The sequence below is a fragment of the Undibacterium sp. Tian12W genome, assembly GCF_049339405.1.
GTDB lineage: Bacteria > Pseudomonadota > Gammaproteobacteria > Burkholderiales > Burkholderiaceae_D > Undibacterium.
In genome coordinates this window covers 33,858-60,411 of sequence record NZ_JBMPPK010000002.1, presented here as the reverse complement: position 1 = coordinate 60,411, position 26,554 = coordinate 33,858, and the positions used below count along the sequence as shown (strand labels likewise).

Genomic DNA, 26,554 nt, shown 5'->3' with positions numbered 1-26,554 from the left:
CTACGCGCCAGTAGCTCAGTTGGATAGAGTACAGCCCTCCGAAGGCTGGGGTCGCACGTTCGATTCGTGTCTGGCGCGCCATGATTTTCTTGCCCTTTTCCCCTGCCCCCTGCTGCACTTGGCATTTTTGTATGTCCGGGTTGCTTTTCTTGATATATTTGTACTAAGCTTGACTGCTTTAGGTTTGCGTCACGGTTCCTGCCATGCCTGGTCATACAGGTGCCGCCCCTCATTGCTTGGTATTTACTATATTACATAAAGGTCGCTACATGAAATCATCGCGCATGCAACTCAGCAGCTTGAGTCTGTCCCTGGCACTGGCTTTTACTACCCTGGTGCATATCCCGCCCGCTATCGCGGCTGAAAATGCGGCGGCAGCTAAAGCCGTGCTGCCTGCCGGCGTGCAGTTTGTGCGTCAGGTTGAGGGCATAGATGAATACCAGCTGGCAAATGGCATGCGCGTTTTGCTGGTGCAAGATGCAAGCAAACCAACCACGACCGTTAACATTACCTACCGCGTTGGCTCGCGCCATGAGAATTATGGCGAAACCGGCATGGCGCATTTGCTCGAACACCTGATGTTCAAGGGCAGTAAAGCACACCCCCGCCTGTGGGAAGAAATGTCGCAACGTGGCGTGCAATTCAATGGCACGACCTGGCTGGACCGCACCAATTATTATGAAACCTTTGCGGCCAAGCCTGAAACCCTGGCCTGGGCCATCAGCATGGAAGCTGACCGCATGGTCAATTCCCGCATTTCTGGTGAAGACCTGAAGACTGAATTCTCGGTCGTGCGCAATGAAATGGAAAAGAATGAGAATTCCGGCGTCGGCATCCTCATGCAGCGCATCATGTCCAGTGCCCATCAGTGGCATAACTATGGCAAGGACACCATAGGCGCGCGCACTGACGTCGAGAATGTCAACATCCCCCACCTGCAGGCGTTTTGGCGTAAATACTACCAGCCTGACAATGCCACCCTGATCGTGGCCGGTGCTTTTGACGCCAAACAGGCGCTGCAATTGATTGCCACCCAGTTTGGCAAAATACCGAAGCCAAAACGTGCACTGGAACCTACATATACATTAGACCCGGTGCAAGATGGTGAGCGCGATGTCATCGTGCGCCGCGTTGGTGATTCACAAGTGATCGCAGCGCTGTATCACACCGTGCCTGCTGCGCACCCTGATTATGCCGCGACAGAAGCGCTGGCCCTGATCCTCGGTGACACACCGAATGGCCGTCTGTACAAGGCCCTGGTTGAAACCAAGAAAACTGCGGATGTCTTCCCCTGGGCAGCCAATCTCGAAGAACCAGGCTTTTTGATGCTGGGGGCAAACTTGCGCACCGAGCAAAACCTGCCAGAAGCCAAGAAGATCTTGCTGGAAACCATAGAAAGCTTCGACAAGTCACCAGTCACTGAAGCAGAACTGGCAAGGGCAAAAGCCAAGCTGGATTCAGACATTGCCCAGGTCTTCAATGACCCTGAAAAATTTGCCGTGTCCCTGTCTGAAAACATCGCCTCTGGCGACTGGCGCTTGTTCTTCCTGTTCCGTGACCGCGTCAAGGCACTTAAAGTGGATGATGTGCAACGTGTTGCCACTACCTGGCTTAAATCCAGCAACCGCACCTCGGGCAGTTTTATCCCTACCGAGAAACCTGACCGCTCTCCAGCACCTGCCAAGGTTGCAGTCGAGGAGCAGATCAAGCAATTCAAACCCGGTGTGGCGATCGCCCAGGCAGAAAACTTTGTTGCCTCTGCCGACAATATCGACAAACGTACTGTGACAGGCGCACTCAGCAATGGCTTGAAGTATGCGCTGTTGCCCAAGACCACACGCGGTAATACTGTCGTGCTGTCCATGCATATCAACCTCGGTGATGAAAATAGTTTGAAGGGCAAAGCCGGTGCCGCCGAGCTGGCTGCTGCCATGCTCAGCCGTGGCACAGAAAAACTCAGCCATCAGCAATTTACCGAAGAACTCGACAAGCTCAAGGCCAAGCTGCAAATCAATGGCAATGCGACGATGGTGAATATCCAGGTAGAAACCATACGCGACAATCTGCCACGCGTACTGGAACTGGTGCGCGATTCCCTGCGCCAGCCCGCCTTCAATGAAGCTGAATTCACACAACTGTTGAATTCGCAATTGGCACAGCTGGAAGAGTCACGCAAAGAACCGCAATCAGTCGCTGTTGATGCCGGTAAAAAAGCCCAAAACATTTATTCCAGCGATGACCCGCGCTACTACCGCAGCATCGATGAACAGATTGCTTACCTGAAAACGGCCAAACTGGCCGATGCCAAGGCATTTTGGAAAGAATTTTATGGTGCCAATCATCCAGGCCAGGCGCAAATTGCCGTCGTGGGTGAGTTTGATGCCAACAAAGTAAAAGCGGAATTGCAAACTGCCTTTGGCGACTGGAATACGCAGAAAAAATTCACCCGCGTTGCCCGACCTTATCAGGTCACCAAGGCAGATGATAAACAAATCATCACACCGGACAAGGCAAACGCCTTCTTCTATGCCGGCATGCAACTGCCATTGGGCATCAAGCACCCTGATTACCCTGCACTGGTTTTGGGTAACTACCTGCTGGGTGGCAGCGCCAACTCACGTATTTTGAACCGTATCCGTCAAAAAGATGGTGTCAGCTATGGTGGTGGTTCTGGCTTCAATGCTTCTGCCCTCGATGAAGTAGCCACTTTTTCCGTAGGCGCTATTTATGCACCGCAAAACCGTGCCAAGCTGGAAACCGGCATACGCGAAGAAATCAACCGGGTACTGACTGAAGGCTACACACAGGCAGAACTGGAAGATGGCAAGAAGAGCCTGATCCAGCAGTACCAGCTCGAACGCAGCCAGGACGCAGCACTGGCACCAACACTGGCGAACAATCTCTACCTGGGCCGCAATATGCAATACCGTGCTGAAGTAGAGAAAAAGATACAGGCACTGACCGTGGTACAGGTAAAAGAAGCCATGGCCAGACACCTGGGATACGAAAAAACCGTGCGCGTATTTGCGGGTGATTTTAAATAATCAGTTTTAGTCGTTTTTAAGAGGTGGGCTTGCACGTCATTCCGTGCAAGCCTTTTTTATTAGCCATCCTCACTGCTCATCATGCTCAACACCACCACTGACGCTTACCAGTTGCTGTCAACACTTGGCGCAAAAGAACGCCTGCTCACCCATGTCAAACTGGTCGGTGAAGCAGCGGACTTGTTGATCGCACAATTTGAAGACATGGGTCTGGCATTCGATGCAAATCTGATACGCCTTAGTGCCGCCATCCATGACGCCGGGAAAATCCTGCATCCCAATGAACTCGATGGCCCCGGCTCACTGCATGAACCTGCTGGTGAAAAAATGCTGCTGGAACAAGGCGTGCAAAGTATCGTTGCCCGCTGCTGTGTGACTCACGCACAATGGCAAGGGGAAGGCTTGAGCCTGGAAGAATTAGCTGTCGCAACAGCAGACAAGTTATGGAAGGGCAAGCGCGAGGCTGAACTGGAAATGAAACTGATACAGGCAATCGCACTGCAAAAGCAAGTTGAGCACTGGGATATTTTCACCACACTTGACGATGTATTTGAAACCATTGCCGCTGGAGGCAGTGACAGACTGGAACGCAGCAGGTATGTAACTATCTCTTAAAGTTGCCCAGGCATACTTGCGCTACACTCAATTCTTGCCCACGCTAGCCTTATGCCATGAGTGTACGGTTGTTCCGTTTTCTTTTTATCATCGCAGCCAGTTTGTCAGGTGCGTCGTCTCTGGCCGCCGACAGGCCTGTCATGCAACTCGCCTCACTGGAGTGGGCACCGTATGTGGGCTCACATCTGCCCGATGAAGGCTTGACGTCAGTCATCGTCAAAGCGGCGGCCTTGCAGGCGGGGATGGACACCCATATCAGTTACACACCCTGGAGCCGTGCCGTGCAACTGGGGCAGAATGATCCTTCTTACGCTGGCTATTTCCCTGCATTTTATTTAAAGGAACGGGAAAAAACCTGCTATTTCTCGGCGCCGCTGGGCACCAGCGCCATCGGCTTGGCATCGTTGAAAGACAGGCATTTCGACTGGAAAAATTATGCTGATCTGAAAGGCCTGACCGTAGGCGTGGTACAAGACTATGCCAATGGTGAAGAATTTGATGCCCAGGTCAAAAAAGAACAATTGAGACTTGATGTGGCACCATCAGACATCAGCAATTTGCGCAAACTGATGGCAGGGCGGGTGGATGTGGTCGTCATCAGCAAGGATGTCTTGCGGCAGTTGCTGATCACTGAGACTAGTTTAAAGAACGGGCAGGAAAGCATTATTTTCCATCCCAAAGAAGTCATCAATTTTTCCCTGCACATCTGCTTCCAGCGTAATGAACGGGGATTAAAATATCAACAACTCATCAATCCTTATCTGGAAAAACTCAATCTCAGGAAAATTGAAAACCTGTATTTCCAGCAAATGCAGAGTGCACAACCGTAACATTCATTCCAAAGATTAGTAATCAAGTGTCATCAAACAGCATGCCCTGGCTGACTTGCCGCTCATTGCTGACATCCGCCTCTCTGATCAGGGCACTGGCCCTTACGCCCAGCAAGCGAAAGCGGTGTTCCAGCGCCACTCTGCGCAAACATTCTCCTGCCGTCCTGCGTATGACGGCAGGATCAGCCGTGGCAACAGGAATGGTGATGTCACGGGTAGAGATACGAAAATCGGTATAGCGTATCTTGATACCCACGGTTTTGCAGCGGTAACCCTTTTTTGTTAAGTCCCTTGCCAGGCGAGTGCAAAGGTCAGTGAATATCTCGGTCAATACCGCCTTGTCGTGAACGGCGTGCAAGTCGCGGTCAAAGGTAGTTTCCCTGCTGATGACCTTGGGCTCGGACTCTGTAGAAATCTCCCTGTCATCAATGCCGCGCGCCGCGTTATACAGCCAGCCAGCATAATTACTGCCAAAGGTCGTTTGCAGCAGCCCCAGGTCTGCATTGGACAACTCGCCCACAGTGTTGATACCCAGGCTAGCCAGGCGCTCAGTTGCTTTTGGCCCTATGCCATTCACTTTTTTAACGGGCAAGGGCCATATTCGCGTTGGCACGTCCTCCATATGCAATATGGTCAGGCCATCAGGTTTGTCCAGGTCAGAGCCTATCTTTGCCAACAACTTGTTTGGAGCGACACAAATCGAGCAAGTCAGACTGGTTGCCTCAGCAACGGCCCGCTTCAGGCTACTTGCCAGTTCGCGCGTTTCTTGCGGATGGTCGCTCAGGTCGATATAGATTTCATCTATGCCGCGGTTTTCAATTTTGGGCGCAATCTTGCCGACCGCTTCTTTAAACAACCGGGAGTAATGGCGATAGGAATCAAAGTCCGTTGGAAGCAAATACACATCCGGCGCCAGCTTTGCCGCCTTCATGATGCCCATCGCAGAAAATATGCCGAGCGCCCGCGCTGCATAAGTCGAGGTGGTAGCGACACCGCGCCCGACATAGTCCTTGATGCGCGAAAACTCATGCGTGCCATCCCCTTTGGGAATCGGACGATGTGAAGAGCCCCCGCCTATCAATACCGCCTGCCCCTTAAGCTCTGGATATCTTAACAATTCAACAGATGCATAAAATGCATCCATGTCCAGATGGGCAATCCGGCGTGGTTTATTATTCATGACAATCAACAATAGCCTTGTAATAAATCATGGCAAGCATGGTGCTTCCCATCATTGCATGCCGCCGGGTAGCAAGGCCATCGTACTGCGCACTGTATAAACATTTTCAAGAACTGCGCCACTTAAAGAACTAATAAGATTAAAAAGCGAAATTAAAAACAAGATCAAAAACTGGATTAAAAACAGGAATAAGCTATTTTATCCTGAATTGCACAAATAACTGAACATACATACAGCAAAACCCGATTTTTCATCAAACAGAGAATTACAGCCACATACTGTTTAAGCTAAGATAGACTCATCCTGCATTTGTCGCTTTTTCCTGCGTTTTCTAATGGATTAATGATGAAAAAACTGCTTTCCCTGCTTTTTGCATTCAGTCTGGTACTGGCTGTCAGCCCGGCCAGTGCTGCCCCACCTCAGGCTTATGATGAAACTGCCGACGCCCAGGCCGCGATCAACAAAGCGCTGGCAGAAGCCAAAAAAGTCGATAAAAAAGTCCTGGTCATCTTTGGTGCCAACTGGTGCAAAGATTGCCTGGAGCTCGACAAATCCATGCATGGCAAAAATGAGCCTCTGCTGGCCACAAAGTTCATCACCGTTAAAGTGAACGTGGGCCAGTTTGACAAGAATAAGGAGCTGGTAGATTTCTATGGTAATCCTACCAAGAAAGGCATACCAGCTGCTGTCTTGCTGAGGCCGGACAATAGCGTGCTGTTCGCCTCCAAGGGTGGCGAATTGTCGAATGCGCGCAAGATGAGTGAACAGGGCGTTTATGATTTCTTTGACGAAATCACTGCCCTTTACCGCTGAATAGCATAGACAGATATGGAAAAGACTACCTGGCATGTCTGAGTTACCTGCAATGTCAGCCGAGCTTGCACCAGAAGAAACCGAACTGGCGGCATTGCAACGCAGTCACGCCTTGCTGTCCAATTTCTCCCGCTGCCTGCCGGGCATGTTTTATCAGTTCCGCCGTTATCCAGACGCCCGTTTTTGCCTGCCCTATGCGAGTGAGGCAGTAGAAACTTTTTTTGGTGTCAAGGCTGAGCAATTGCGTGAAGATGCCAGCTTCATGTTCGCCAAAGTGCATCCCGATGATTTGCCAAAAATGATCGTGGCCGTGCGCAAGTCCTTTGTCGATCTTACCCCCTGGCACCAGGAATACCGCATCATTGCAGATGGCCAACCCGATCGCTGGGTCGTTGGCGACGCCACTCCTGAACGCCTGCCTGATGGCAGTGTGCTCTGGCATGGCTTCCTGAGTGACAATACCGAACGCAAACTGACCGAGCAAAGATTGCTGGCCGCAGAGCGCCAGCGTAGCCTGGTCATGAAAGCCTCTAACCAGGGTTTGTATGACATCAATCTGCAAACCGGTGACGGCAGCTTCAGCCCCGAATATTTGCAAATGCTGGGCTACGATCCTGGCGATTTTGCTCACCCCCAGCAGTTCTGGGATTATTTCTGGGGCACGGGCGTACATCCCGATGATGTCGCGAATCTCAAACAGGCTTACAAAGCCCATGCAGCGGCACAAGGCGGGGCAGATTACCACGCCGAGTTCCGGCAAAAAAACAAGGCAGGTGAATGGCGCTGGATCATGTCGCTAGGCAGCATTGTTGAATGGGACAGCAAGGGCAAGCCCTTGCGCATGGTTGGCACCCACATCGATATCACCGAGCGCAAACAGACCGAGGAAATGCTGAGGCAAAACCAGGAGCTGCTTGAGTCCAACAAAAACCGTTATAAAGAACTGGCCAGGGAACTGGAAATTCTCATCACCAATGCCCCGGTGGGCATCATGTTTGTCAGCGATGGTGTCATCGTCAGGGCCAACAAGGCATTGGCAGAGTTATGCCGTTTCCCTGATGCCCGGGCCATGATAGGCGTCAAAACCACTTTCCTTTATCAGGGGCCAGAGGATTATGAAGCCTTCAGCGCCCAGGTCACGCCTGGCCTGCTGGCTGACGAGCTGGTAGAACTGGAATGGTATTTGCGTCGCTTCAATGGCGAAGCTTTCACTGGCCGCGTGGCAGGCCGCGCGTTGCCGACAGAAAGCTATGTGCGCGGCGCAGTCTGGATGATAGAAGACGTGACTGAGCAAAAAGCCACGCTGGATGCCCTGCGCACCAGTGAGCAACGCCTGCAAAGGCTGATGAATTCCAGCCTGATCGGTATTATTCAGGGTAATGAATCAGGCGAGATACTTGATGTCAATGACGTGTTCACCCAGTTCAGTGGCTACGACCGTGACTATCTGTTGAGCCGCAATAATCTATGGCATACCCTGTTGTCACCCCAGGATATGAAAATCTGCCAGCAAGCTTATCAAGACTTGATACAGACCGGCACCACCGCGCCTTTTGAAATCATGTTGCTGCAAGGTGGTAATGTAGGCGTGCCGATTCTGGTCGGTCTCAGCCATCTGGAAAATTCTGAACGCGGCTGGGTCGCCTTTGCGATGGATATCAGTGACAGGCTGCGCATGAACCGTTTGAAGACGGAATTCATTTCCGTCGTCAGCCATGAATTGCGCACACCGCTGACTTCGATACGTGGCTCACTGAGTTTGCTGGAATCTGGCGTCAGCGGCGTCTTGCCCAAACAGGCCGAGCACCTGATACGCATCGCCCACAATAACAGCAAGCGCCTGATCACCCTGGTCAATGACATCCTGGACATGGACAAACTGGCCAGCGGCAAGATGATCTTCCGCTCAGAAGCACTGGACCTCGTGGCATTGGTACAAAATGCGCTGGAACTGCATACATCATATGCCAGTTCACTCAAGGTCAACCTGGTACTTGATCACCACCCGCAACAGGCCTGGATACTGGCTGACCATGACAGGCTCATGCAAGTCATGGCTAACCTGATTTCGAATGCCGCCAAGTTTTCGCGTGAAGGCGAAACCGTGTTATTGCGTGTGTTTGGCAAAGGCCCGCGTTACCGTGTTGAAGTGCGGGACAGAGGCGTAGGCATCGCCGTGGAATTCCAGGAACACTTGTTCGAACCTTTCACCCAGGCCGACGGCACCGACACCAGGCAAAAAGGCGGCACCGGCCTGGGTCTGTCCATCACCAAAGCCATGCTGGAAAAAATGCATGGACAAATCGGCTTTGCCAGTACAGCGGGTCAAGGTTCGACTTTCTGGTTTGAGTTTGATGTGTATCGTTGATTAGAGAAGATTTTTTAGCCTGAATTCTGAAGGCGTCAAGTTCACTGCCCGTTTGAATGCACGGCGAAAGCTGCGGCTGTCTGAATAATGTAATTGTGCGGCGATATCGTCCAGGCTCATGTCGGTGTTACGCAAATAATGCCTGGCTTTTTCCATGCGCAGGCTTTCTGCGATCTGGAAGTAAGAACAGCCTTCACGCGCCAGCAGTCTATGCAGGGAGCGCTCGCTGATGCCCAATGCACTCGCCAATTCCGGCACACTGCGGTAATCACATTGCAAGCCGACCAATTTGTGCAAGAGGCTTTGCCTGCCTGTCAGGCCGACAGCGGCCAGCTCTGCATCGCAGCGCATTTTGCTGTTGGCGGCAAGCTCAGGGTCAGGGTTGATCAAGAAGGTATCGAGTACCTTGTTGCTGACGATGACGCGGCTGACATCTGCGCCATAGACGACGGGACATCCAAAGAAATCTTCGGCAACAGAACGGCTGGCTTGCCTGTTACCACGCAACTCCACTTTGTCGATTTGCAGAGCCGCGCCACACAGGGCACGGCTGACGTTGATGGCGGTTGCCAGGTGATCGGCATCCAGGAAATCCTGTAACTCGCCATCATCAAACAGGGCGCGGGCCGTCAATACCGATGTGTGTTCGCCAGGCTCCAGTTGCAATTGCACCATGGCACCGGCGATCAACTGGTACTCCAGGCCAAAATGCATGGCCTCTGCCAATGTCGCTTGCGCCAGCATGCCGCTCGCCATCGCACCGAGTGCTGGCAGGGACTTGCGGGCGCCGGATAATATTCCCAGGTCTGCGCCACCATGATACCGTGCCTGCAACAAACTCTCCCTGGCTTGCGCATAGCTGATGCGTACATCTTCAGGCGGGCGGCCTTCTGCATTCAGGCCCAGTGCCGGGAACATGTCGTGCAAACGCCAGTCACGCTCGCGACCTATCGCCAGCAGGCCCGAAAACGGGTGAGCCGGAAATACTGCATCCTGTACTGAGAGCACTTTGTTGTTCATCTGCGCATTCACTGCAAGCTGGCAGGATTTGTCCTTACGTTCTGGAGTCTGAAGATTTAATATCCTAAGCTACACCGGAACTCAGATTTCGGCAATATAGTGTGAACCACAATAATATTAAGAGACAATATGACAACTACTACACCCGACTACATCGTCGTCGGTGGCGGTTCCGGCGCTTGTGCCGTGGCTGGCCGCCTGACGGAAGACCCGAATCTGCATGTGACCATCCTCGAATCCGGTAGCAAGGGGGATAGCTGGGTGGTCAATACCCCAGCGGGCGTGGTGGCGATGTTGCCGACCAAGCTGAATAACTGGGCATTTGAAACCGTGCCGCAACCCGGCCTGAATGGCAGGCGCGGTTACCAGCCGCGCGGCAAGATGCTGGGTGGCTCGTCGGGCATCAATGCCATGGTATATATCCGTGGCCATAAACAGGATTATGACCAGTGGGCAGCGCTCGGCAATACTGGCTGGTCTTATGATGAAGTCTTGCCCTACTTTAAAAAGTCTGAAAACAATGAAACCCATGGCGGTCATTATCACGGCCAGTCTGGCCCGCTGCATGTCAGTGAATTGCGCAGCGATAATCCCTACCAGCAAATTTATCTGGAAGCAGCACGTCAGGCAGGCTTTAATATCAATTCGGATTTTAATGGCGAAGAGCAGGAAGGCGTGGGCATCTACCAGGTCACCCAGCACAATGGTGAACGCTGGACAGCGGCACGCGGTTACCTGCACCCGCATACGGGCAAGCGCAATAATCTGCGAGTGGAAACCAGCTGCCATGTGACGCGCATATTGTTTGAAGGCAAGCGCGCCGTGGGTGTGGAATACCGACAGGGCGGGCAGACCAAAACTTTAAAAGCAGGCAAGGAAGTCTTGCTGGCAGCAGGTGCCTTCCAGACCCCGCAATTATTGATGCTGTCCGGCGTGGGTGATAGCAAGGCTTTGCAAGCGCTGGGGATACCCGTAGTTCACGACCTGCCCGGCGTAGGCCAGAATTTGCAGGATCATCCTGATTTCGTCTTCAAATACCGCGCCAAGAGCCTGGATTTGCTCGGTGTATCCGCTGGTGGCAGCCTGCGCATGGTGAGGGAATTCCGGCGCTATCAAAGGCAGCGGCGCGGCTTGCTGACTTCAAACGGGGCTGAAGGCGGCGGCTTTCTGAAGACGGAGACCAGTCTGAGCGCGCCTGACATACAACTGCATTTTGTGCTCGCCATGTTGGATGACCATGCACGCAAGCTGCATCTGGGTCATGGTTATTCCTGTCATATGTGTCTGTTGCGTCCCAAGAGCATAGGTGAAGTGACACTGGCCAGCAAAGACCCTATGGCTGCGCCTCTGATCAACCCGCGCTTCCTGGAACACCCGGATGATATAGAAAGCATGGTCAAGGGTTTCAAACTGACACGCAAACTCATGGATGCGCCAGCGCTGGTAGCAGCACGCACCAGTGACTTCCAGACCGCGAATGTGCATACTGATGATGAGATACGTGCAGTCCTGCGCCAGACCAGCGACACCGTGTATCACCCGATTGGCACTTGCAAGATGGGCGTGGATGCGATGGCAGTGGTCGATCCGCAATTGCGCGTGCATGGCATGACAGGTTTGCGTGTCGTTGATGCGTCTATCATGCCCACCCTGATCGGTGGCAACACCAATGCCCCCACCATGATGATAGGGGAAAAGGCAGCGGACATGATCAGGGCTGCCTTGTAATCAAAACAGGCGGGCTATTTGACTTCTGCCGTTGCAGCCGTTGCTGTGGTTGCCAGGCTGGGCGCGGGCAGGGCTGGTCTGGCCTGCTCAAAGGCATAGCCCATGTTCAGCAATTTTGCTTCTGACCAGGCACCGGCAAACAGTGACAAGCCAACCGGCAAACCCCTGACTGTACCCATGGGCACGGTCAGGTGCGGGTAACCGGCGATTGCTGCCGGGCTGCTGGCGCTGCCTTCGAGCACGTCGCCGGCCTTGTAATCAATGAGCCAGGCGGTGCCGGTCGTCGGTGCAATCAGGGCATCAAGCTTGTATTTTTTGAGTACCGCATCTATGCCCTGCTTGCCAGCGCGCAGTTTGATACGGGCGCTGGCCTGGCGATAGGCGGCATCACTGAGCTTGCCTTTGGCCTGTGCCTGCTCCATCAATTCCTGCGCGAAATGGGGCATGACCGTGTCTGCATGTTGCTTGTTGAAGGCGATTACGTCTGCCATCGTGCGGGTTTTGACGGTGGCTGGGGTTTTGGCCAGGTAGGCGTTCAGGTCTGCCTTGAATTCATACAGCAAGACCGTCAATTCATCTTTATCCAGCTCTTCCAGATAAGGCAGGTCTATCTGATCCACGACGGTAGCGCCTTGCGCAATCAGGGTGACCAGGGTCTGGTCGAACAACATCTTGGTCGCGGTGTCATAACCATCTACCAGTTTGCGTACTATGCCCAGGCGCTTACCTTGCAAGGCGGTGGTTTGCAGGCCTGCCGTATAGTCCTTGCTGCGGTGGCGGTTGGCGGCACGGGTAGCCGGGTCCTGTGCATCGCTGCCAGCCATGACATTCAATAACATCGCGGCATCACGCACATTCAGGGTCATGGGGCCAGCTGTATCCTGGCTATGGCTGAGCGGGACGATGCCGGTGCGGCTGACCAGGCCTATGGTGGGTTTCAAACCAACCAGGCCATTCACAGATGCCGGGCAAACGATGGAACCATCGGTTTCTGTACCGATGGCAGCAGGAATCAGACGCGCAGCTACCGCGGCCCCTGAACCAGCGCTGGAACCGCAGGGGCTGCGCTCAGGTGCATAGGGGTTGCGGGTTTGTCCACCGACACTACTCCAGCCACTGGTTGATTGGGATGAACGCAGATTTGCCCATTCACTGAGATTGGCCTTGCCAAGAATGATGGCACCGGCAGCGCGCAAGCGGGCAACTACAGGTGCATCCTGCGCTGCCAGATTGTCTGCCAGCGCCAGTGAACCGGCGGTGGTCACCATGCCGCGCGCGGCGATATTATCTTTCAAGAGCAAGGGCAAACCTGCCAGGCTGCTACGTGGCGTTTTTTGCTGATCTACTGCCAATGCGTCAGCCCTGGCTTGCGGATTACGCGTGGTCACCGCCTGTATGCCCAGGTTATACATTTGTATGCGCGCATCATAGCTATCAAAAATTTGCTGTGCCGTGGTTTTACCGGTCTGCAAATCTTGCGCGAGTTCATGCAGAGTCTCGCTGGCAAGGACTTGCTGACCATATAGCAGGGGCAAGACAGCAAGCAGGCTGAGACTGTACTTTGGTTTGCAAAAATAGATGCTCATGAAAAATATCTCTTACGTCTCATTGATCAGAATGGTATGACTTGCTTGCTCAGTGCAACGCTGATGATATAGGCAAAAACCAGGATGGCAGCGATAAAAGCAGCAGTGCGTATGGCGGGTGTCTTGCCACGTTTCAAGGCGACTGTGCCAAGAACGATATACAGTATCAGCGCAAATAATTTTGCCGTCAGCCAGTTTTGCTGAAAGGGATATTGCCCGCTCAATACTGCCAGCGTCAGGGCACTGGCCAGCAAGAGCGTATCTATCACATGCGGCAACACTTTTACCCAGCGCTTATCCAGCATCGCAGAGCCACGCATTTTCCAGATAGCGCGTAGCAGGAACAAGCTGCCACTCAAGCCCACGCAAGTCAGATGCAGGTGTTTAACGGCAAGATAGCTGATGGGCATGGGTTTTACTTCCGTGACATTTTTGTGCCTGCCATACTAACCGAAAGCCAGCTTTTTTTGTCGTGGTAAGCGCGGTAAGTAAGAGCAAACGCATGCCATTTGCGCAACTATCCATTACACTGATGCATATCAATATTTACTGAAAGAAAGCCTGCATGAATTTCCTCAATCTCACATCCCAAGACGGTGCCACTGCAAAAATTGCCAGCCAGGGCGCGCATCTGTGTTCCTGGATACCTGCGGACGGGGTTGAGCAATTATTCATGAGCCAGACCTCGGCCTTTCAGGATGGTGTCGCCATCCGTGGTGGTGTGCCGGTGGTGTTCCCGCAGTTTTCCAACCAAGGTACTTTACCCAAGCATGGTTTTGCCCGCACTTCTGAATGGAAGCTCTTGCAGTCTGGCTTACTGGAGAGTGGCGCAGCCCAGGCCATCTATGAACTCAAAGAAAACATCGCCCGCCTGACTATCTGGCCTTATGTCTTTCGCGCAGAACTGCGCGTCAGCATACTGGGCAATAGCCTGCAAATCGTGCTGGACATACACAACACGGGCGACACCAATTTCAGCTTCAGCACAGCCCTGCATACCTACCTGGCGGTACAGGATATTGCAGATGTCAGCCTGCATGGTCTGCAGGGTCTGTATTACCGCGATACCGTTACAGGAGCAGATCATTGTCTGGAAGCTGAGCCCTGCCTGCGCATCAGCGGTGAAACCGACCGCATCTATGGCCATGTTCCGGCCCAGCTTGAATTGCGTCAGCCACAACAAAATACCCTCATACGCAGCAGTGGTTTTGCCGATGCCGTGTTCTGGAACCCCGGTGCAGGCGCTGCCAAGATCAATGACCTGCATGCTGGCGGTGAAAACAATATGCTGTGCGTGGAGGCAGCGACGATATTACGCCCCATCATGCTGGCACCAGGCGATAGCTGGAGTGGCAGCCAGACGCTGGAAGTGAAGTCCGCACACAATCCGGCGCGCAATTGACAAATGACTATATTTAACACATAGTTACAATTGAAATGGCCTGAAGCCATTTAGTGCCGTTCGGCAAATGTCGTCTATCTTTATTACAAAATAGCTGCAACTTTAACTATTTTCATAAATCATATCCGTCAGGTGTAATCCGCCCGGCGGATTTATTATTTTTGTACCCTGACATCATAGAAGGATTTTATGCAACAACTACGCTCTGGCATGCAGCTTACTCTCAAACCCGTCTTGCGCGCTCTGGTGCTGGGCGGTGCGATTCTGTTTACCGCCCCCGTCACCCTGGCAGACACCCTGCCCAAAGGTGTCAGCCAGGTAACCAGCGTTGAGGGAATCACGGAATACCGTCTGCCCAATGGCCTGCGCGTGTTGCTGATGCCAGATGCATCCAAGCCCACCGTAACGGTGAACGTCACCTACCTGGTTGGCTCACGCCATGAAAACTATGGCGAAACCGGCATGGCGCATTTGCTGGAACATCTGATGTTCAAGGGCACACCGACCAATCCTAAAATCACGGAAGATTTCAATAAACGCGGCATGCGCATTAACGGCACCACGTCTCTGGACCGCACCAATTATTTTGAACTATTTCAGGCAAGCGATGAAAACCTGAAATGGGCGCTGGAGATGGAAGCCGACCGTATGGTCAATTCCAATATTGCCAGAAAAGACCTCGACACCGAAATGACGGTCGTGCGCAATGAATATGAGCGTGGTGAAAATTCACCCGGCGCAGTACTGATGAAACGTCTGCAAAGCGTGGCTTTTGACTGGCATAACTATGGCAATTCGACCATAGGTAACCGCAGCGATATAGAAAACGTCAAGATAGAAAACCTGCAGGGTTTTTACCGTAACTACTACCAGCCAGACAATGCCGTGCTGCTGGTAGCGGGTAAATTTGAAGCTGAAAAAGCCTTGCAATGGATTAGTGCCTCCTTTGGCAAAATCGCCAAGCCAACACGCAGCCTGCCGCAGTTCTGGACCACAGAACCAACCCAGGATGGCGAGCGCAGCTTTGTCGTGCGTCGCAAGGGTGATGTGCAGATGGTGATGATTGCCTACAAGGTACCGGCTGGCTTGCACCATGACCGTGATGCCCTGAACTATGCTGGCAGCATACTGGCCAGTGCACCGCATGGCCGCCTGCACAAACAACTGGTAGAGACAGGCAAGCTGGTACAAGTATTTTCCAGCAGCATGGGGCAAGTTGAACCTGGCCTCAGCATCATCGGTGCCGTCGTCAAGAAAGGTGAATCTGTCGATGCAGCCAGAGATGCGCTGCTGGCAGGCATAGAAGATTTCAAGAAAAATCCGCCGACCAAGGAAGAACTGGAACGCCTGAAACGCGATAATGCCAACTACTATGAAAAACTGCTGAACAACCACGAATCCATCGGCGTCAGCATGTCTGAATATATCGCCATGGGTGACTGGCGCTACCTGTTCAAGGACAGGGATGATGCAGATAAAGTCAGCGCTGAAGAAGTCACTGCCGCTGTGAAAAAATATCTGGTGCGCGACAACCGTACCGTCGGCACCTTCATCCCGGAAGATAATCCACAACGCGCTGACGTACCCGCCGCACCAACTATTGCTGAAGTCATGAAAGACTTCAAACCCAAGGCAGCGACACTGACAGGCGAAGTGTTTGACCCGTCACCAGCAAACATCGACAAGCGCACGCAAGTCAGCAATATCGGCAATCTGCAAGTGGCCTTGTTGCCTAAAAAGACCCGTGGCGAAACCGTGAATGTGTCCCTGAATTTGCACTGGGGTGATGAAAAAACCCTGTTTGGCAAATCCACCGTCATGGGCTTTACTGGCGGCTTGTTGAGCACCGGTACCAGCAAATATTCACGCGCGCAGCTGGCAGATGAAATGTCCAAGCTGAAAATGAGTGGCGGCCTGTACTCATTCCAGACCACCAAGGCGAATTTGCCGGCAGCACTAGAACTGGTGGCGCATGTCTTGAAGGAAGCCAATTTCCCGGAAAGCGAATTCAAGCAATTGAAAGAAAGAGCTTTGGTCAACACAGAAGCGTCACGTAATGAACCATCTGCCGTTGCCAGCCGCGCGATGGCCCAGCATTTCAATACCTATCCAAAAGGCGATGTGCGTGCTTCCATGACACTGGATGAAACACTGGAATCCATACGTAATGCCAAGCTGGAAGACGTCAAGGCATTCCATAAAGATTTTTATGGCGCATCCAAAGGTGAATTGTCCATCATTGGTGATTTTGATGTGGACAGTACCAAACAAACTGTTGCCAAAGTATTTGATGGCTGGACCAGCAAGTCTCCTTACTCCCGTCTGGTCAGCAAGCGTGAAGACATTCCTGCTGTGCGCAAGACTTTCAATACACCAGACAAGGAAAACGGTGTTTACTCCAGCCGCATGAACCTGAGCCTGCGTGAAGATGATGCGGATTTCCCAGCTCTGCGTGTGGCCAATTATATTTTTGGTGGTGGCGCCGGCATGAACTCACGCGTTATGGAGCGCATACGTCAAAAAGATGGTCTGTCTTATGGTGGTGGTTCGAATCTGACTGCAGGTGAAATTGACCCGGTAGGTAGTTTCAGTATCAGCGCCACGGCAGCACCGCAGAATCTGGAAAAACTGGAAATCGCCGTCAGGGAAGAACTGGCGCGCGCCCTCAAGGAAGGCTTCACAGCCGATGAACTGGCCAAAGCAAAATCCGGGCTCTTGCAGCAGCGCGTACAAGGCCGCAGCAACGATGGTGCAGTCGCCAGCGGCTGGAACGGCAATCTGTATTTGAAACGTACATGGGCCTGGTCACAAGCCATGGATGACAAGATACAGGCGCTGACAGTAGAGCAGGTGAACGATGCCTTCCGACGTTATATAGACCCGGCCAAAATGAGTGTCTTTATTGCTGCGGATGAAGCCAAGGCCAAGGCGGCAACTGCCAAATAAGTTTGTTTGTCATCAAACCGGGAATCAGTGATTCCCGGTTTTTTTATTTTCCGTCCAAGCCAGCTTCATGTACAAATTCAAAATCGTCGTTGTTGCAGTCACATTTGTCAGTTACCTGCTAGCCGGATACAGCGTTGCAAGAACTACATCAGCCTTGCCTGAAAATATCGTGCGAGTGACCAGTGCTGAAAATATCAGTGAATACCGTTTACAAAACGGATTGAAATTTTTGCTTATACCAGACACTTCGGCCGCCACTACTACCGTCAGCATGACTTATCTGTTTGGCTCAAGACATGAAGGTGCAGGACAGACCGGATATGCACATTTGCTTGAACACATGCTATTCAAGGGCAGCAAAAATTACCCGCAGCTGTTCAAGCAAATGAGCGACAAAGGCATGCGTTCCAACGCGATGACATTGGCTGACCGCACATTCTATTACGCCAATTTCGAAGCAGATGACAGTGATCTCGACTGGCTCTTGAGCATGGAAGCAGACCGCATGCAAAATGCACGGATACTGAAATCTGAGCTCGATACAGAAATGACGGTAGTACGGAATGAACTTGAGCTCAGGGAAAATAATGCCTACGACAACCTGAAGCGCAGGGTACTGTCTGTGGCCTTTGACTGGCATGGGTATGGTCACAGTGTCATAGGCGAAAAAAGTGATATCGAAAATGTCAATCTGGAGTCACTACAGCATTTATATCACCAATATTACAGGCCCGATAATGTGGTGCTGATGGTGGCAGGCAAATTTGATACTGCCAAGGTGCTGCAAGTCATCGCACGCCAGTTTGGCAAAATACCTGCGCCCGCTTCAGCCCTGCCCCAAATTCCTACCATAGAGCCAGCCCAGCAAGGCGAGCGCCAGGTCATTCTCAGGAAGAAAGAAAATGCCGATGCAGTCGTGCTTGCTTATCATTTGCCTTCCGTATTACACCCGGATCATGCGAGCCTGAAATTTGCGGCCAGCATGATGACTGCAGGCCGTGAATTGCGAAATATCAGTAGTGAAATTTTCCCTGCCAATAATAGCGTCAATTTTGACCTGCAAGGCACAGCCCAAAATGGCCTGATTCTGTTTAATTCCTCCATTGCACCTGGCAGCGCCAGCGAAAACAGTTCCAGGGATTTGATCAAGCTGGTAGAAAATTTTGGAAAAAATGCGTGGTCACCGAAAGAGCTGGATTTTTTCAAGAGCAGATATGTGAATAGCTTTTCATCTATGATGAATGATCCACAAATGCTGAGTTTCAGACTATCGGAATACATAGCAGCAGGAGACTGGCGTTTAATGTTTGTAGAAAAAGACCGTATAGCCAGTATGACGACAGAGCAGATACAACAAGCAGCGCTACGTTATTTTATAAGGGAAAACCGTACTACAGGCATCTTGCTGTCAGAAGAAAAGAGTACTGACAGTAATATCCCGCCAGTTCCCCTGGCCAGTGAAATACTCAAGGACTTTGTGCATCACGACGAATATGCCGCAGTTGCTGAAATCAATACCTCTGCTGAAAATATCCTGCGAAACTCGCGCAGGATCAAAATAGGGAATATAGAAGCGGCCCTACTGCCAAAGCTCTCGCGTGGCCAAGAAGTTTCTGTCGAACTGGTCTTGCACTGGGGTGATGAAAAAACGCTGGCAGGAAAACGCTGGATAGAACGCATGACTGCAAAAGTATTGCCAAACGGGACCAATTTTTACGGCAAAGAAAGTCTGGAAGCCGAACGGGAAAAAGCACATATCCGTGGAAGCATCACCAAATTTACAACAGACAGAGCACATCTTAAACAAGCACTGCAGTTGATGATGCTGAATTTAAAACAACCGAATCTTGCACTTGCCTACAATGCCATCAGCGGGGAAAGGCTGTCATGGGAAAAACGCGGCAATACGCCCGAGGGAAAGGCCAGGGATGAGCTGTACAAGCACTTCAATAATTACCCGCAAGGTGATGTACGCGTACTGGAAACCTCACAACAGGTTATTTCTGCCTTGAAAGCAGTCAGGGCAACCGAGCTCATCGACTTCCACAGGGAATTTTATGGAGCCAGCAATGGTCATCTTGCCATCGTTGGTGATTTTGATCCGGAAGAAGCGAGGATGGTCCTGGAACAAGAGTTCAAGGAATGGGAAAGCAAGTCGCCCTACCAGCTTGCACGGCAAAACTATGTCGAGAAAGAAGCACTGCGTCATTTCCTGGATACCCCGGGCAAAGAGAACGGGGTTTTCTTGGCTCAGCAGGATATTCCCGTCGGTATCAACGACAATGACTATATTGCCTTGCATGTTGCCAACTACTTGCTGGCAGGCCATCCCGTATTATCCAGATTGGGCAAACGGGTACGTCTGAAGGAAGGCTGGACTTATGGCGTTACATCCAGTCTCTCACCTTATTCCACAGATGCGATCAGCAATCTGGAAATCCAGGCCAGCGCCGCCAGTCAGAATATAGACAAACTCAGGCTGGCAATACTGGAAGAATTGCAGACGCTGGCGATGCATGGCTTTACCCAAAATGAATTGGAAGTTGCCAAATCTGCTTTGGGCCGCTTGAAGCTGCAAGCCAGACACAGCAATGAATACCTAGCATCAGAGTGGAGTGGTCTTTTGCACCGGGGTTTGGATTATTCCTGGCAAATCAAGCGGGACCTGGCACTGCAAGAGCTAAGTCTGGAACAATTGAACCAGATCACTAAAAAATACTTGCAGCCAGATCGCTTTAGCATAGTGACCACGGGCGATGCCAAAAAAATCCCGAAATAAGCCAGACGGGTTGCCGCCTTGGTACTCATCAGCCCTTCCAGCTTCTTTGCAAGCCAGTGTCAGTATGTATCCAGCCACCCTGGGCAGTCTGGCGGTAATAAAAGCCGACGCCGCCCTGGCGGAAACTTTGTATCAATTCACCCAGAATTTCTTCATGTAGCTGGGGGATGCGGATGTCGGCGGCCTTGCCTTCCATGTGCAGGGATTTGCGGGCTGCGGGTACGCCTTGTTCTATGAGGCGAGTATTTGAAGCCTTGGTGCGGTAGCCAGACAGGATTTCCAGCGGTCTGGTCATGCCAAAACGGGCAATATAGGCCTGAGTGGCCCACAGGGTTTCCAGCAGTTTGGGGTCGATGGGAGCGGTTTCCTTGCCATTGACGTCACGCAGGATGTGGCACAGTTGCTGGTAGGCAGATTCCAGCACTTCGCCGTCTTTCCAGTACAGTATCTTGCTGCGCTCGCCTGTGGCAGGGCGTATCAGGTCCATGGTGCGGGGCTTGACCCAGAATTCTATGTCCAGCGCCTGTGAGTCGAACAAATCAGGCGGTGGGGTTGGTTGCGCATGTTTTTCAGTACCAGTACCAGCACCAGCGTTAGCGATATCAGCTGCATGCAGGATGGCATGCGGACCGGCTAATGCGGTGGTGCCGAGCAAGAGCCCTTTCTTTAGTAATTGGCGGCGCGTCAATGTCATTCTGTGATTTCTGGGATAGATGAAATAAAAACCAGCTTAGTGTATATCGTCATGATAATCAAAGCATTGCGCTTTATCCGGCAAATTTACGCTTGGTCACACAGAATTTGCATTCTGTCTTTTTGGCTTGTGATCTCCGCACAAAACAACATTACACTAGAAGCATCCAATAACTCTTATTACAAAACGATATCATGATCAAATCTTTAGGAAGTCTGGCGCTGTTGGCAGTCTTGCTCGGTGGCTGTGAAGTCAGGGTCAATGGCGATGCCATCAAGGGTAGTGGCAAACTGCTTACCCAGCAGCGTGCGGTGACTGAATTCAGTGCCATAGAAAATTCCGGCTTCTTTGATGTGATCGTCACGAATGGCGCGACGCCGGCAGTGGAAATCAGTGGCGACGACAATCTGGTGCCAGAAATTGAAACCGTAGTAGAAAATAAGGTCCTGATCATACGCAGCAAGCGTAAATCCTATAGTTTCACCTGGACTAACCGCCCCGGCACGATCAGGGTCACGGTGAATGGCCTGAACCGTATCAACAATAATGGCAGCGGCGATGTAGAGGTACGTGAGCTGCAGGTAGACACACTGTCTGTAAACCTGAATGGCTCCGGCGACCTGAAGCTCAGTGGCAAGGTGAATACCCTGAAATTGATGTCCAACGGCAGTGGCGACATGGATTTGCAACAACTGCAGACAGGCAAGGCTGAGGTCGAATTTCATGGTTCTGGTGATACGCACATGAATATTGTGAGCCAGTCACTGGATGCAAGCCTCAACGGCAGTGGCGGTTTAAGTGTTGATAATCTGCAATCTGTTCCCGTCAAGCTGGTGCAGCATGGTTCTGCTGACGTCAAACTTGGAGGAACGATCAAGGCGCTGGAACTGGACATGTCTGGCTCTGGCGATATACAGATCGAGGACATCAGGGCAGAACAGGCCAGCATACGCAGTAATGGCCCGGGTGAGCTGAGCCTGAGTGGCGAGATTACTGTCCTGACCCTGACGAGCAGCGGCTCTGGCGATGTCAATGCAGATCATTTGAAAATCAGGGATTTGCAAATCGTCAACAATGGCCCGTCGAACCAGAGTTATCGCGGTATCACAGGCACATTCAAGCTGGAAAATTCTGGCTCTGGTGATTTTGATGTCGAATTCCAATCTGAAGCCGCGCTGGAAGTCCTGATGAACGGCCCAGGTGAAACCCGCCTGAAAGGCACCGCCAAAAGCCTGAGCGCCAGACTGACTGGCAGTGGTGACCTGCATGCCCGTGATTTATTGCTGGACAGTGCCAGTATCAAGGTTACCGGGCCGGGTGAGGCTGAGGTCAATGTCAAGAAAGCTGGTGGCTCACGCATCGTCAAGATAGACAGGAATGGCGTAGCGAATTAAACAAGTTCACTTGAGTTCAAAAGGGTTCATGCCTTGCGTGAACCCTTTTTGCTTTTGGGGGCATAGCAATGGTTTGCCATATTTAACAAGCTTTACACACCAGACCGGCTTTTGCGGACAGCAGCCAACAGTCAAAGCAGATAATTTGCGCTAAGATGAGGCGTATGCTTTCCAACCCTGTCGATAATGCCAAGTTATACACGTTTATTGTGTTGCATCTTGCTGGTTTGCGCTGGCTGGGTCAGTGTGGCACATGCACAAACAAAACCCGGAGTGGTGTTGTTGATGAGCGAAGAACTGGATGGCAAAGGCAATGTCATTCCCTTGACTGTTGAAGTCGTGGAATTGCTGCGCTACCTTGAGCAACATACCAGACTCAAGTTTGAAGTAAGGCGCTATCCCTGGAAAAGAGCAGTGGAAAATGCAGCCATGGGTGAAGGCCTGATCTTTGGAATGTCGAAAACCCGTGAACGCCTGCGCAGCTTCAAGTTCAGCGCCCCCATCTTTAGCGACCAGGCCCTGCTGGTGACACTCTGCAATGCCAGGTTTGCTTTCAATTCTATCAACGACCTGAAAGGCAAGACCATAGGCATAGTACGCGGCACCAGCTATGGGGAAGAATTTGACCGCCTCAGCAATGACTTGTTCAAGGTAGAAGATGACACCGGCAATAACCTTGGGCGCTTCAGGAAACTGAGCATGCGCCGCATGGATGCCTTCTTGCTGTATAGCTCCAGTAGCAATATAGGCAGGCTGGAAAACCATATCAACCAGCAATACGCGGCAGAATATGGTAATAAAAAAATAAACAGCGAAGCAAGCGGCAAATCAAACAGTAAATTGTTTTGCATATTGCCGAGACCGGTATCATCGGTAGATATCCATATTGCCATGCGCACTGATGGCAACGCCAGCCTGCTGCAAAAAATCGACAAAGCCATCATGCAAGGTCACCAGAGTGGTGAACTGGCACGTATCTATGCGCCCAAGTGAGTGCCGGGATGAGTGCAGAAGTGAATGCGGGAACGGGTGCAGCAGCAATCAGGGCTCAGGCTATGCGGGCACCCTTGTATTGATGGCGTAATACCAGACGGCTGCTGGAGATCAGGCTATTCAAACCCAGTATCAGTTGTATCAGTACATGCCCTGGCAAACCCCAGACTTGTCCCTTGGGTGGCGTGCTGCGGGTCACGGCTGTCAACACCGGCGTTACCCATTGTGCTTCTTCTGTCAGGTCCAGCATGACATCACCGTCAGAGTTGGTATGCAGGTAAAGCTCGCCGCCATGTAGCAAGCTCAGGCAGATGCCTTGGCCGGTAGTTGGCTTGTCACCCAGGGCTTGCTGTAATTCGCGGTGCTGCAAATCCATCCAGGCTTCAACATCCAGTGCAGTTTCAAGAGATATCCACGGATGCTCTGGCAGAGTTTGCGCCAGGTCAGATTGCTGCTTGTCATTTAACATCATTTTGCTGTATTCGTTTCCATGCCATGAGGCTGAAACAGCATTCTGACACAAATACCCGCAACGACTCCATCAACAGCAGTTGTACGCTTGCGCAAGCCAATTAAACAATGAAGTCTTGCGCAAGCTTTCAGGCAATTACTGCAATTATTTCAGCGTCCAGGCGAATGCCAGGGTATTCCAGCCTGGAGTCGCACCGACCTGGAAGCGGCAAGCTTTCAAAGCACGCAAGGATGCCTTGTCGAGTTTGCGAAAACCACTGGAGTCAATAATTTTTGCATCGATCACCGTGCCTTTGTCATTGAGCAGGTAGTTGAGCTTGACCATGCCCTGCTCTTCATCATTCAATGTACGTTGATCGTAGCTCGGTGCCTCGCAACCAGATGCGGCAAACGCCTCATTGGCTTCCATGGCAAAGGCAGGCAAGGTGGCCAGGGCAAAAGCCAGCGTAGTGACAAAGGCGTACAGGCGGAAATGTGGGGACATAATAAACTCCTCAGGTTATATCAATGAATTTGCAACTGCGCCATGAGGTTTGCGACAATACTTGCGACGATATTTTCGACGGTATTCACCGAGGTTTTTACATCGCTGAATCGAGCTGATCACGGGCAGATGAATGCAATATACGTGAGCAGCACTACGCTCAAAAATCAATAATTCGTATAGGCATTATTTCCAAAATACATAATGCTAAGGACGCATTTATTTGGTGCGGCAAGCAGATTTGATTTATCTGAAAAATTCTCTACGCTTGTGCAAATTCAATTGAAAAGCCCGCCAATATTGCGTTCTCTCTTCATGTTGGTGCAAAAAAATTTATCTGATGCCAGTAAAATATTTTTCATATTTTTTGTAACAGATGCACATTTGGAAGTCCCTTTGTCTTTTCCGGGCCTGAGGGGATGCGGGAAAAAAACCATTACTGGATTAACACTGCAAAAAAACAAAAAAAGCGCAGAGTTGCAAGCTCTGCGCCTTTTGCAAATTGGATGTAGCAGTTTATTTGATCTGCTTCACTTCCAGGCCCTGTTTTTCCAGCAAATCGATGATGCTATTGGCACCCGACAAATGTCCTGCACCAACCACGATAAAGAGTTTCTTGCCTTCTCCGAGCAAGCCCTGGATTTTTTTTGTCATGCCCTGATTGCGGTCATCCAGTAATAATTTCATGAGCTTTTTCGAACCGACATCTTTGCTGGCCGCATCTTGCAGGATTTTTGCGAGACCTTCTGCATCGCCGCTTTTCCAGGCAGCGATCATGCCTGCGGTTTCACGCAGGGTGTCACCACTTTTCAAGCCCGCCAGTGTTTGCGCCAGCATGGCGTCAGCATCTTCGTCGCTCAGACCACCCAGCACACTGGCTTGAAATGCCGTGCTTTCGAGTTCAATGATATCTTTCTTGTCCTGTTTGGCACGCAAGACATAATGCAGATCGACTCCTTTGGAGGCATCATAGCCTTGCTGCCTGAATACGCCTATGCTGAGTGCGGTGGCGACTATCGTGGGTTTGAGGCTCTGGAATTGCGCAGCCGCCGGGCCGACCATGGATTGCAAGCTTTCAAAGGTGCTCTTTTTGATATGGTTTTCCAGTTTGTCTGGTGCCGCATAGGTAAAGAAAGGCATGGCTTTTTCTGCCGCCTTGGTATCAGTAGTATCGACTTCAACGACCAGGGTGTCAGCCTGTTTATAGGCGGCATCAACGGCCTCAGGCAGAGGATAGAAGCTGGCTTTGGCGAGGTGAATGGAACCAAATAGATAGGCAGTATTTTTGTCTGATTTGACTTCCCAGAAAACACCTTTGGCAGGCGTCTCTGCCTGAGCAAAAACACTGCTGGTGGCAATGGCAATACCAAATGCGGCCAGATATTTGAGTGTTAACTGAGTAAGCGTAGGCTTGAATTTCATTATCATAAGTTCCATGTAATTATTTGGTCTGGCCCTGATCTGGATCTGAGCTGCTTCCGATATTGCGCCAGGCGGCACAGGATACCAGAAAGCTCGCGCACTACTCAAAAACAGCGGTGCGCCTGCAATTGTCGCGCTTAATACAAAGTGGCACGCTGCCTTGCGGGCAACTCATTATCATATTTGTCGCCATCAACTTCAGCATTGGTCAGAGCAGCCAGTATCGTGCCTGGGCTGGGTAAGCCGGGAGGTTTTTCACTGGCGCTTTGCCACAAGTGTGAGCGGATAATGGCGCGCGCGCATTGAAAGTACACGGTATCAACAGCGATGCGCAACACGCATTTGGGTGCTTTGCCATCGACGGCAAACCTGTCCAGTAAAGCGGGTTCAACAGAAATGCTGGCCTTGCCATTCACACGCAAGGTCTCGCCCACACCGGGAATTAAAAACAATAGCCCAACCTGTGGGTCAAACAGGATATTACGCAAGCTATCAACGCGGTTATTGCCGCGACGCTCAGGCAACAACAAGGTTTTTTCATCTTCAACCACGATGAAGCCAGGAGCATCACCGCGAGGCGATGCATCTAGTCCATCAGGGCCGCGTGTCGCCAGTACCGCAAAGGGTGATGCTGCTATCATGGCCTGGTAGTGAGGGTGAATATAAGGCACTTCCTTTTTGATGGATGCAGCACCAACGGTATCAAACAAGGCTTGCAGTTGTTCGCTCGTGGTGATCAGGTGGGGCGTGGATGACGATGGTATTGATGGTGAGTTCGGCATGAA

The 26,554-nt window shown here is 51.5% G+C and carries 20 protein-coding genes and 1 tRNA gene; 12 read left to right on the top strand and 9 right to left on the bottom strand.

The genetic code is table 11. From position 1 onward, the window contains the following. Positions 1–4: 4 nt before the first annotated feature. The 4 genes from ACO0LI_RS02400 to ACO0LI_RS02385 all read left to right on the top strand — a co-directional run bounded on the left by ACO0LI_RS02400 (position 5) and on the right by ACO0LI_RS02385 (position 4,489). A tRNA-Arg gene (locus ACO0LI_RS02400) sits at positions 5–81 on the top strand. Between the two features lie 188 nt (positions 82–269). After that, a complete protein-coding gene (locus ACO0LI_RS02395) occupies positions 270–3,044 on the top strand; it encodes a M16 family metallopeptidase (RefSeq protein WP_423030573.1) in 2,775 nt (924 codons plus the stop codon). Between the two features lie 81 nt (positions 3,045–3,125). Further along, positions 3,126–3,659: an HD domain-containing protein gene (locus ACO0LI_RS02390; RefSeq protein WP_423030571.1), complete on the top strand. Its 534-nt coding sequence runs from the start codon at positions 3,126–3,128 to the stop codon at positions 3,657–3,659. A gap of 56 nt (positions 3,660–3,715) precedes the next feature. Then, positions 3,716–4,489, top strand: coding sequence for a substrate-binding periplasmic protein (locus ACO0LI_RS02385; protein ID WP_422952560.1), 774 nt, complete (start codon positions 3,716–3,718; stop codon positions 4,487–4,489). A gap of 22 nt (positions 4,490–4,511) precedes the next feature. Here the strand turns inward: ACO0LI_RS02385 and ACO0LI_RS02380 are convergent, their stop codons facing one another. Continuing rightward, positions 4,512–5,669, bottom strand: coding sequence for a DNA polymerase Y family protein (locus ACO0LI_RS02380; RefSeq protein WP_423030569.1), 1,158 nt, complete (start codon positions 5,667–5,669; stop codon positions 4,512–4,514). A 345-nt stretch (positions 5,670–6,014) separates the two neighbouring features. Between ACO0LI_RS02380 and ACO0LI_RS02375 the strand changes: the two genes are divergently transcribed. Next, complete coding sequence (locus ACO0LI_RS02375) at positions 6,015–6,482, top strand: thioredoxin family protein (protein ID WP_162061561.1); 468 nt, start codon at positions 6,015–6,017, stop codon at positions 6,480–6,482. Positions 6,483–6,516: 34 nt separating this feature from the next. Next, positions 6,517–8,850: a PAS domain-containing protein gene (locus tag ACO0LI_RS02370; RefSeq protein WP_423030566.1), complete on the top strand. Its 2,334-nt coding sequence runs from the start codon at positions 6,517–6,519 to the stop codon at positions 8,848–8,850. Here the strand turns inward: ACO0LI_RS02370 and ACO0LI_RS02365 are convergent, their stop codons facing one another. Beyond that, the gene (locus tag ACO0LI_RS02365; RefSeq protein ID WP_423030564.1) at positions 8,851–9,870 is read right to left on the bottom strand and encodes a helix-turn-helix domain-containing protein; all 1,020 of its coding nucleotides are present in this window, start codon (positions 9,868–9,870) and stop codon (positions 8,851–8,853) included. It abuts the gene before it with no gap. A gap of 129 nt (positions 9,871–9,999) precedes the next feature. On the opposite strand from ACO0LI_RS02365, the gene ACO0LI_RS02360 reads away from it, so the two are divergent. After that, positions 10,000–11,598, top strand: a complete 1,599-nt coding sequence (locus ACO0LI_RS02360; protein WP_423030562.1) for a GMC family oxidoreductase — start codon at positions 10,000–10,002, stop codon at positions 11,596–11,598. A 14-nt stretch (positions 11,599–11,612) separates the two neighbouring features. Here the strand turns inward: ACO0LI_RS02360 and ACO0LI_RS02355 are convergent, their stop codons facing one another. Together ACO0LI_RS02355 and ACO0LI_RS02350 are read right to left on the bottom strand one after the other, a co-directional pair. After that, positions 11,613–13,184, bottom strand: a complete 1,572-nt coding sequence (locus ACO0LI_RS02355; RefSeq protein WP_423030560.1) for an amidase — start codon at positions 13,182–13,184, stop codon at positions 11,613–11,615. A 26-nt stretch (positions 13,185–13,210) separates the two neighbouring features. Beyond that, entirely contained in the window at positions 13,211–13,594 is a 384-nt protein-coding gene (locus tag ACO0LI_RS02350) for a SirB2 family protein (protein ID WP_423030558.1), read from the bottom strand. Positions 13,595–13,749: 155 nt separating this feature from the next. On the opposite strand from ACO0LI_RS02350, the gene ACO0LI_RS02345 reads away from it, so the two are divergent. From ACO0LI_RS02345 to ACO0LI_RS02335, 3 genes are all read left to right on the top strand, one after another. Beyond that, positions 13,750–14,586, top strand: coding sequence for a D-hexose-6-phosphate mutarotase (locus ACO0LI_RS02345; protein WP_423030556.1), 837 nt, complete (start codon positions 13,750–13,752; stop codon positions 14,584–14,586). A 189-nt stretch (positions 14,587–14,775) separates the two neighbouring features. Continuing rightward, positions 14,776–17,532 (top strand): M16 family metallopeptidase, encoded by a 2,757-nt coding sequence (locus ACO0LI_RS02340; protein ID WP_423030554.1) that lies wholly within the window; start codon positions 14,776–14,778, stop codon positions 17,530–17,532. Between the two features lie 67 nt (positions 17,533–17,599). Beyond that, positions 17,600–20,311, top strand: a complete 2,712-nt coding sequence (locus ACO0LI_RS02335) for a M16 family metallopeptidase (RefSeq protein WP_423030552.1) — start codon at positions 17,600–17,602, stop codon at positions 20,309–20,311. A 28-nt stretch (positions 20,312–20,339) separates the two neighbouring features. Here ACO0LI_RS02335 and ACO0LI_RS02330 read toward each other — a convergent pair whose 3' ends face one another. Then, positions 20,340–21,005 carry a YcbK family protein gene (locus ACO0LI_RS02330; protein ID WP_423030550.1) on the bottom strand — a complete coding sequence of 222 codons (666 nt, stop codon included), beginning with the start codon at positions 21,003–21,005 and terminating at the stop codon, positions 20,340–20,342. A 194-nt stretch (positions 21,006–21,199) separates the two neighbouring features. Here ACO0LI_RS02330 and ACO0LI_RS02325 point away from each other — a divergent pair, with 194 nt between their 5' ends. Then, on the top strand, positions 21,200–22,399 hold the full coding sequence (locus ACO0LI_RS02325; RefSeq protein ID WP_423030548.1) for a GIN domain-containing protein: 1,200 nt from the start codon (positions 21,200–21,202) through the stop codon (positions 22,397–22,399). A gap of 186 nt (positions 22,400–22,585) precedes the next feature. After that, positions 22,586–23,392: a substrate-binding periplasmic protein gene (locus ACO0LI_RS02320; RefSeq protein WP_423030546.1), complete on the top strand. Its 807-nt coding sequence runs from the start codon at positions 22,586–22,588 to the stop codon at positions 23,390–23,392. Between the two features lie 55 nt (positions 23,393–23,447). Here ACO0LI_RS02320 and ACO0LI_RS02315 read toward each other — a convergent pair whose 3' ends face one another. The 4 genes from ACO0LI_RS02315 to ACO0LI_RS02300 all read right to left on the bottom strand — a co-directional run bounded on the left by ACO0LI_RS02315 (position 23,448) and on the right by ACO0LI_RS02300 (position 26,551). Next, positions 23,448–23,861 (bottom strand): hypothetical protein, encoded by a 414-nt coding sequence (locus ACO0LI_RS02315; protein ID WP_423030544.1) that lies wholly within the window; start codon positions 23,859–23,861, stop codon positions 23,448–23,450. 147 nt (positions 23,862–24,008) lie between these two features. Continuing rightward, entirely contained in the window at positions 24,009–24,347 is a 339-nt protein-coding gene (locus ACO0LI_RS02310; RefSeq protein ID WP_422952575.1) for an energy transducer TonB, read from the bottom strand. Between the two features lie 516 nt (positions 24,348–24,863). Next, positions 24,864–25,769, bottom strand: a complete 906-nt coding sequence (locus tag ACO0LI_RS02305) for a TraB/GumN family protein (protein ID WP_423030542.1) — start codon at positions 25,767–25,769, stop codon at positions 24,864–24,866. A gap of 137 nt (positions 25,770–25,906) precedes the next feature. Continuing rightward, complete coding sequence (locus ACO0LI_RS02300) at positions 25,907–26,551, bottom strand: pyridoxamine 5'-phosphate oxidase family protein (protein WP_423030540.1); 645 nt, start codon at positions 26,549–26,551, stop codon at positions 25,907–25,909. Between the last annotated feature and the right edge of the window lie 3 nt (positions 26,552–26,554).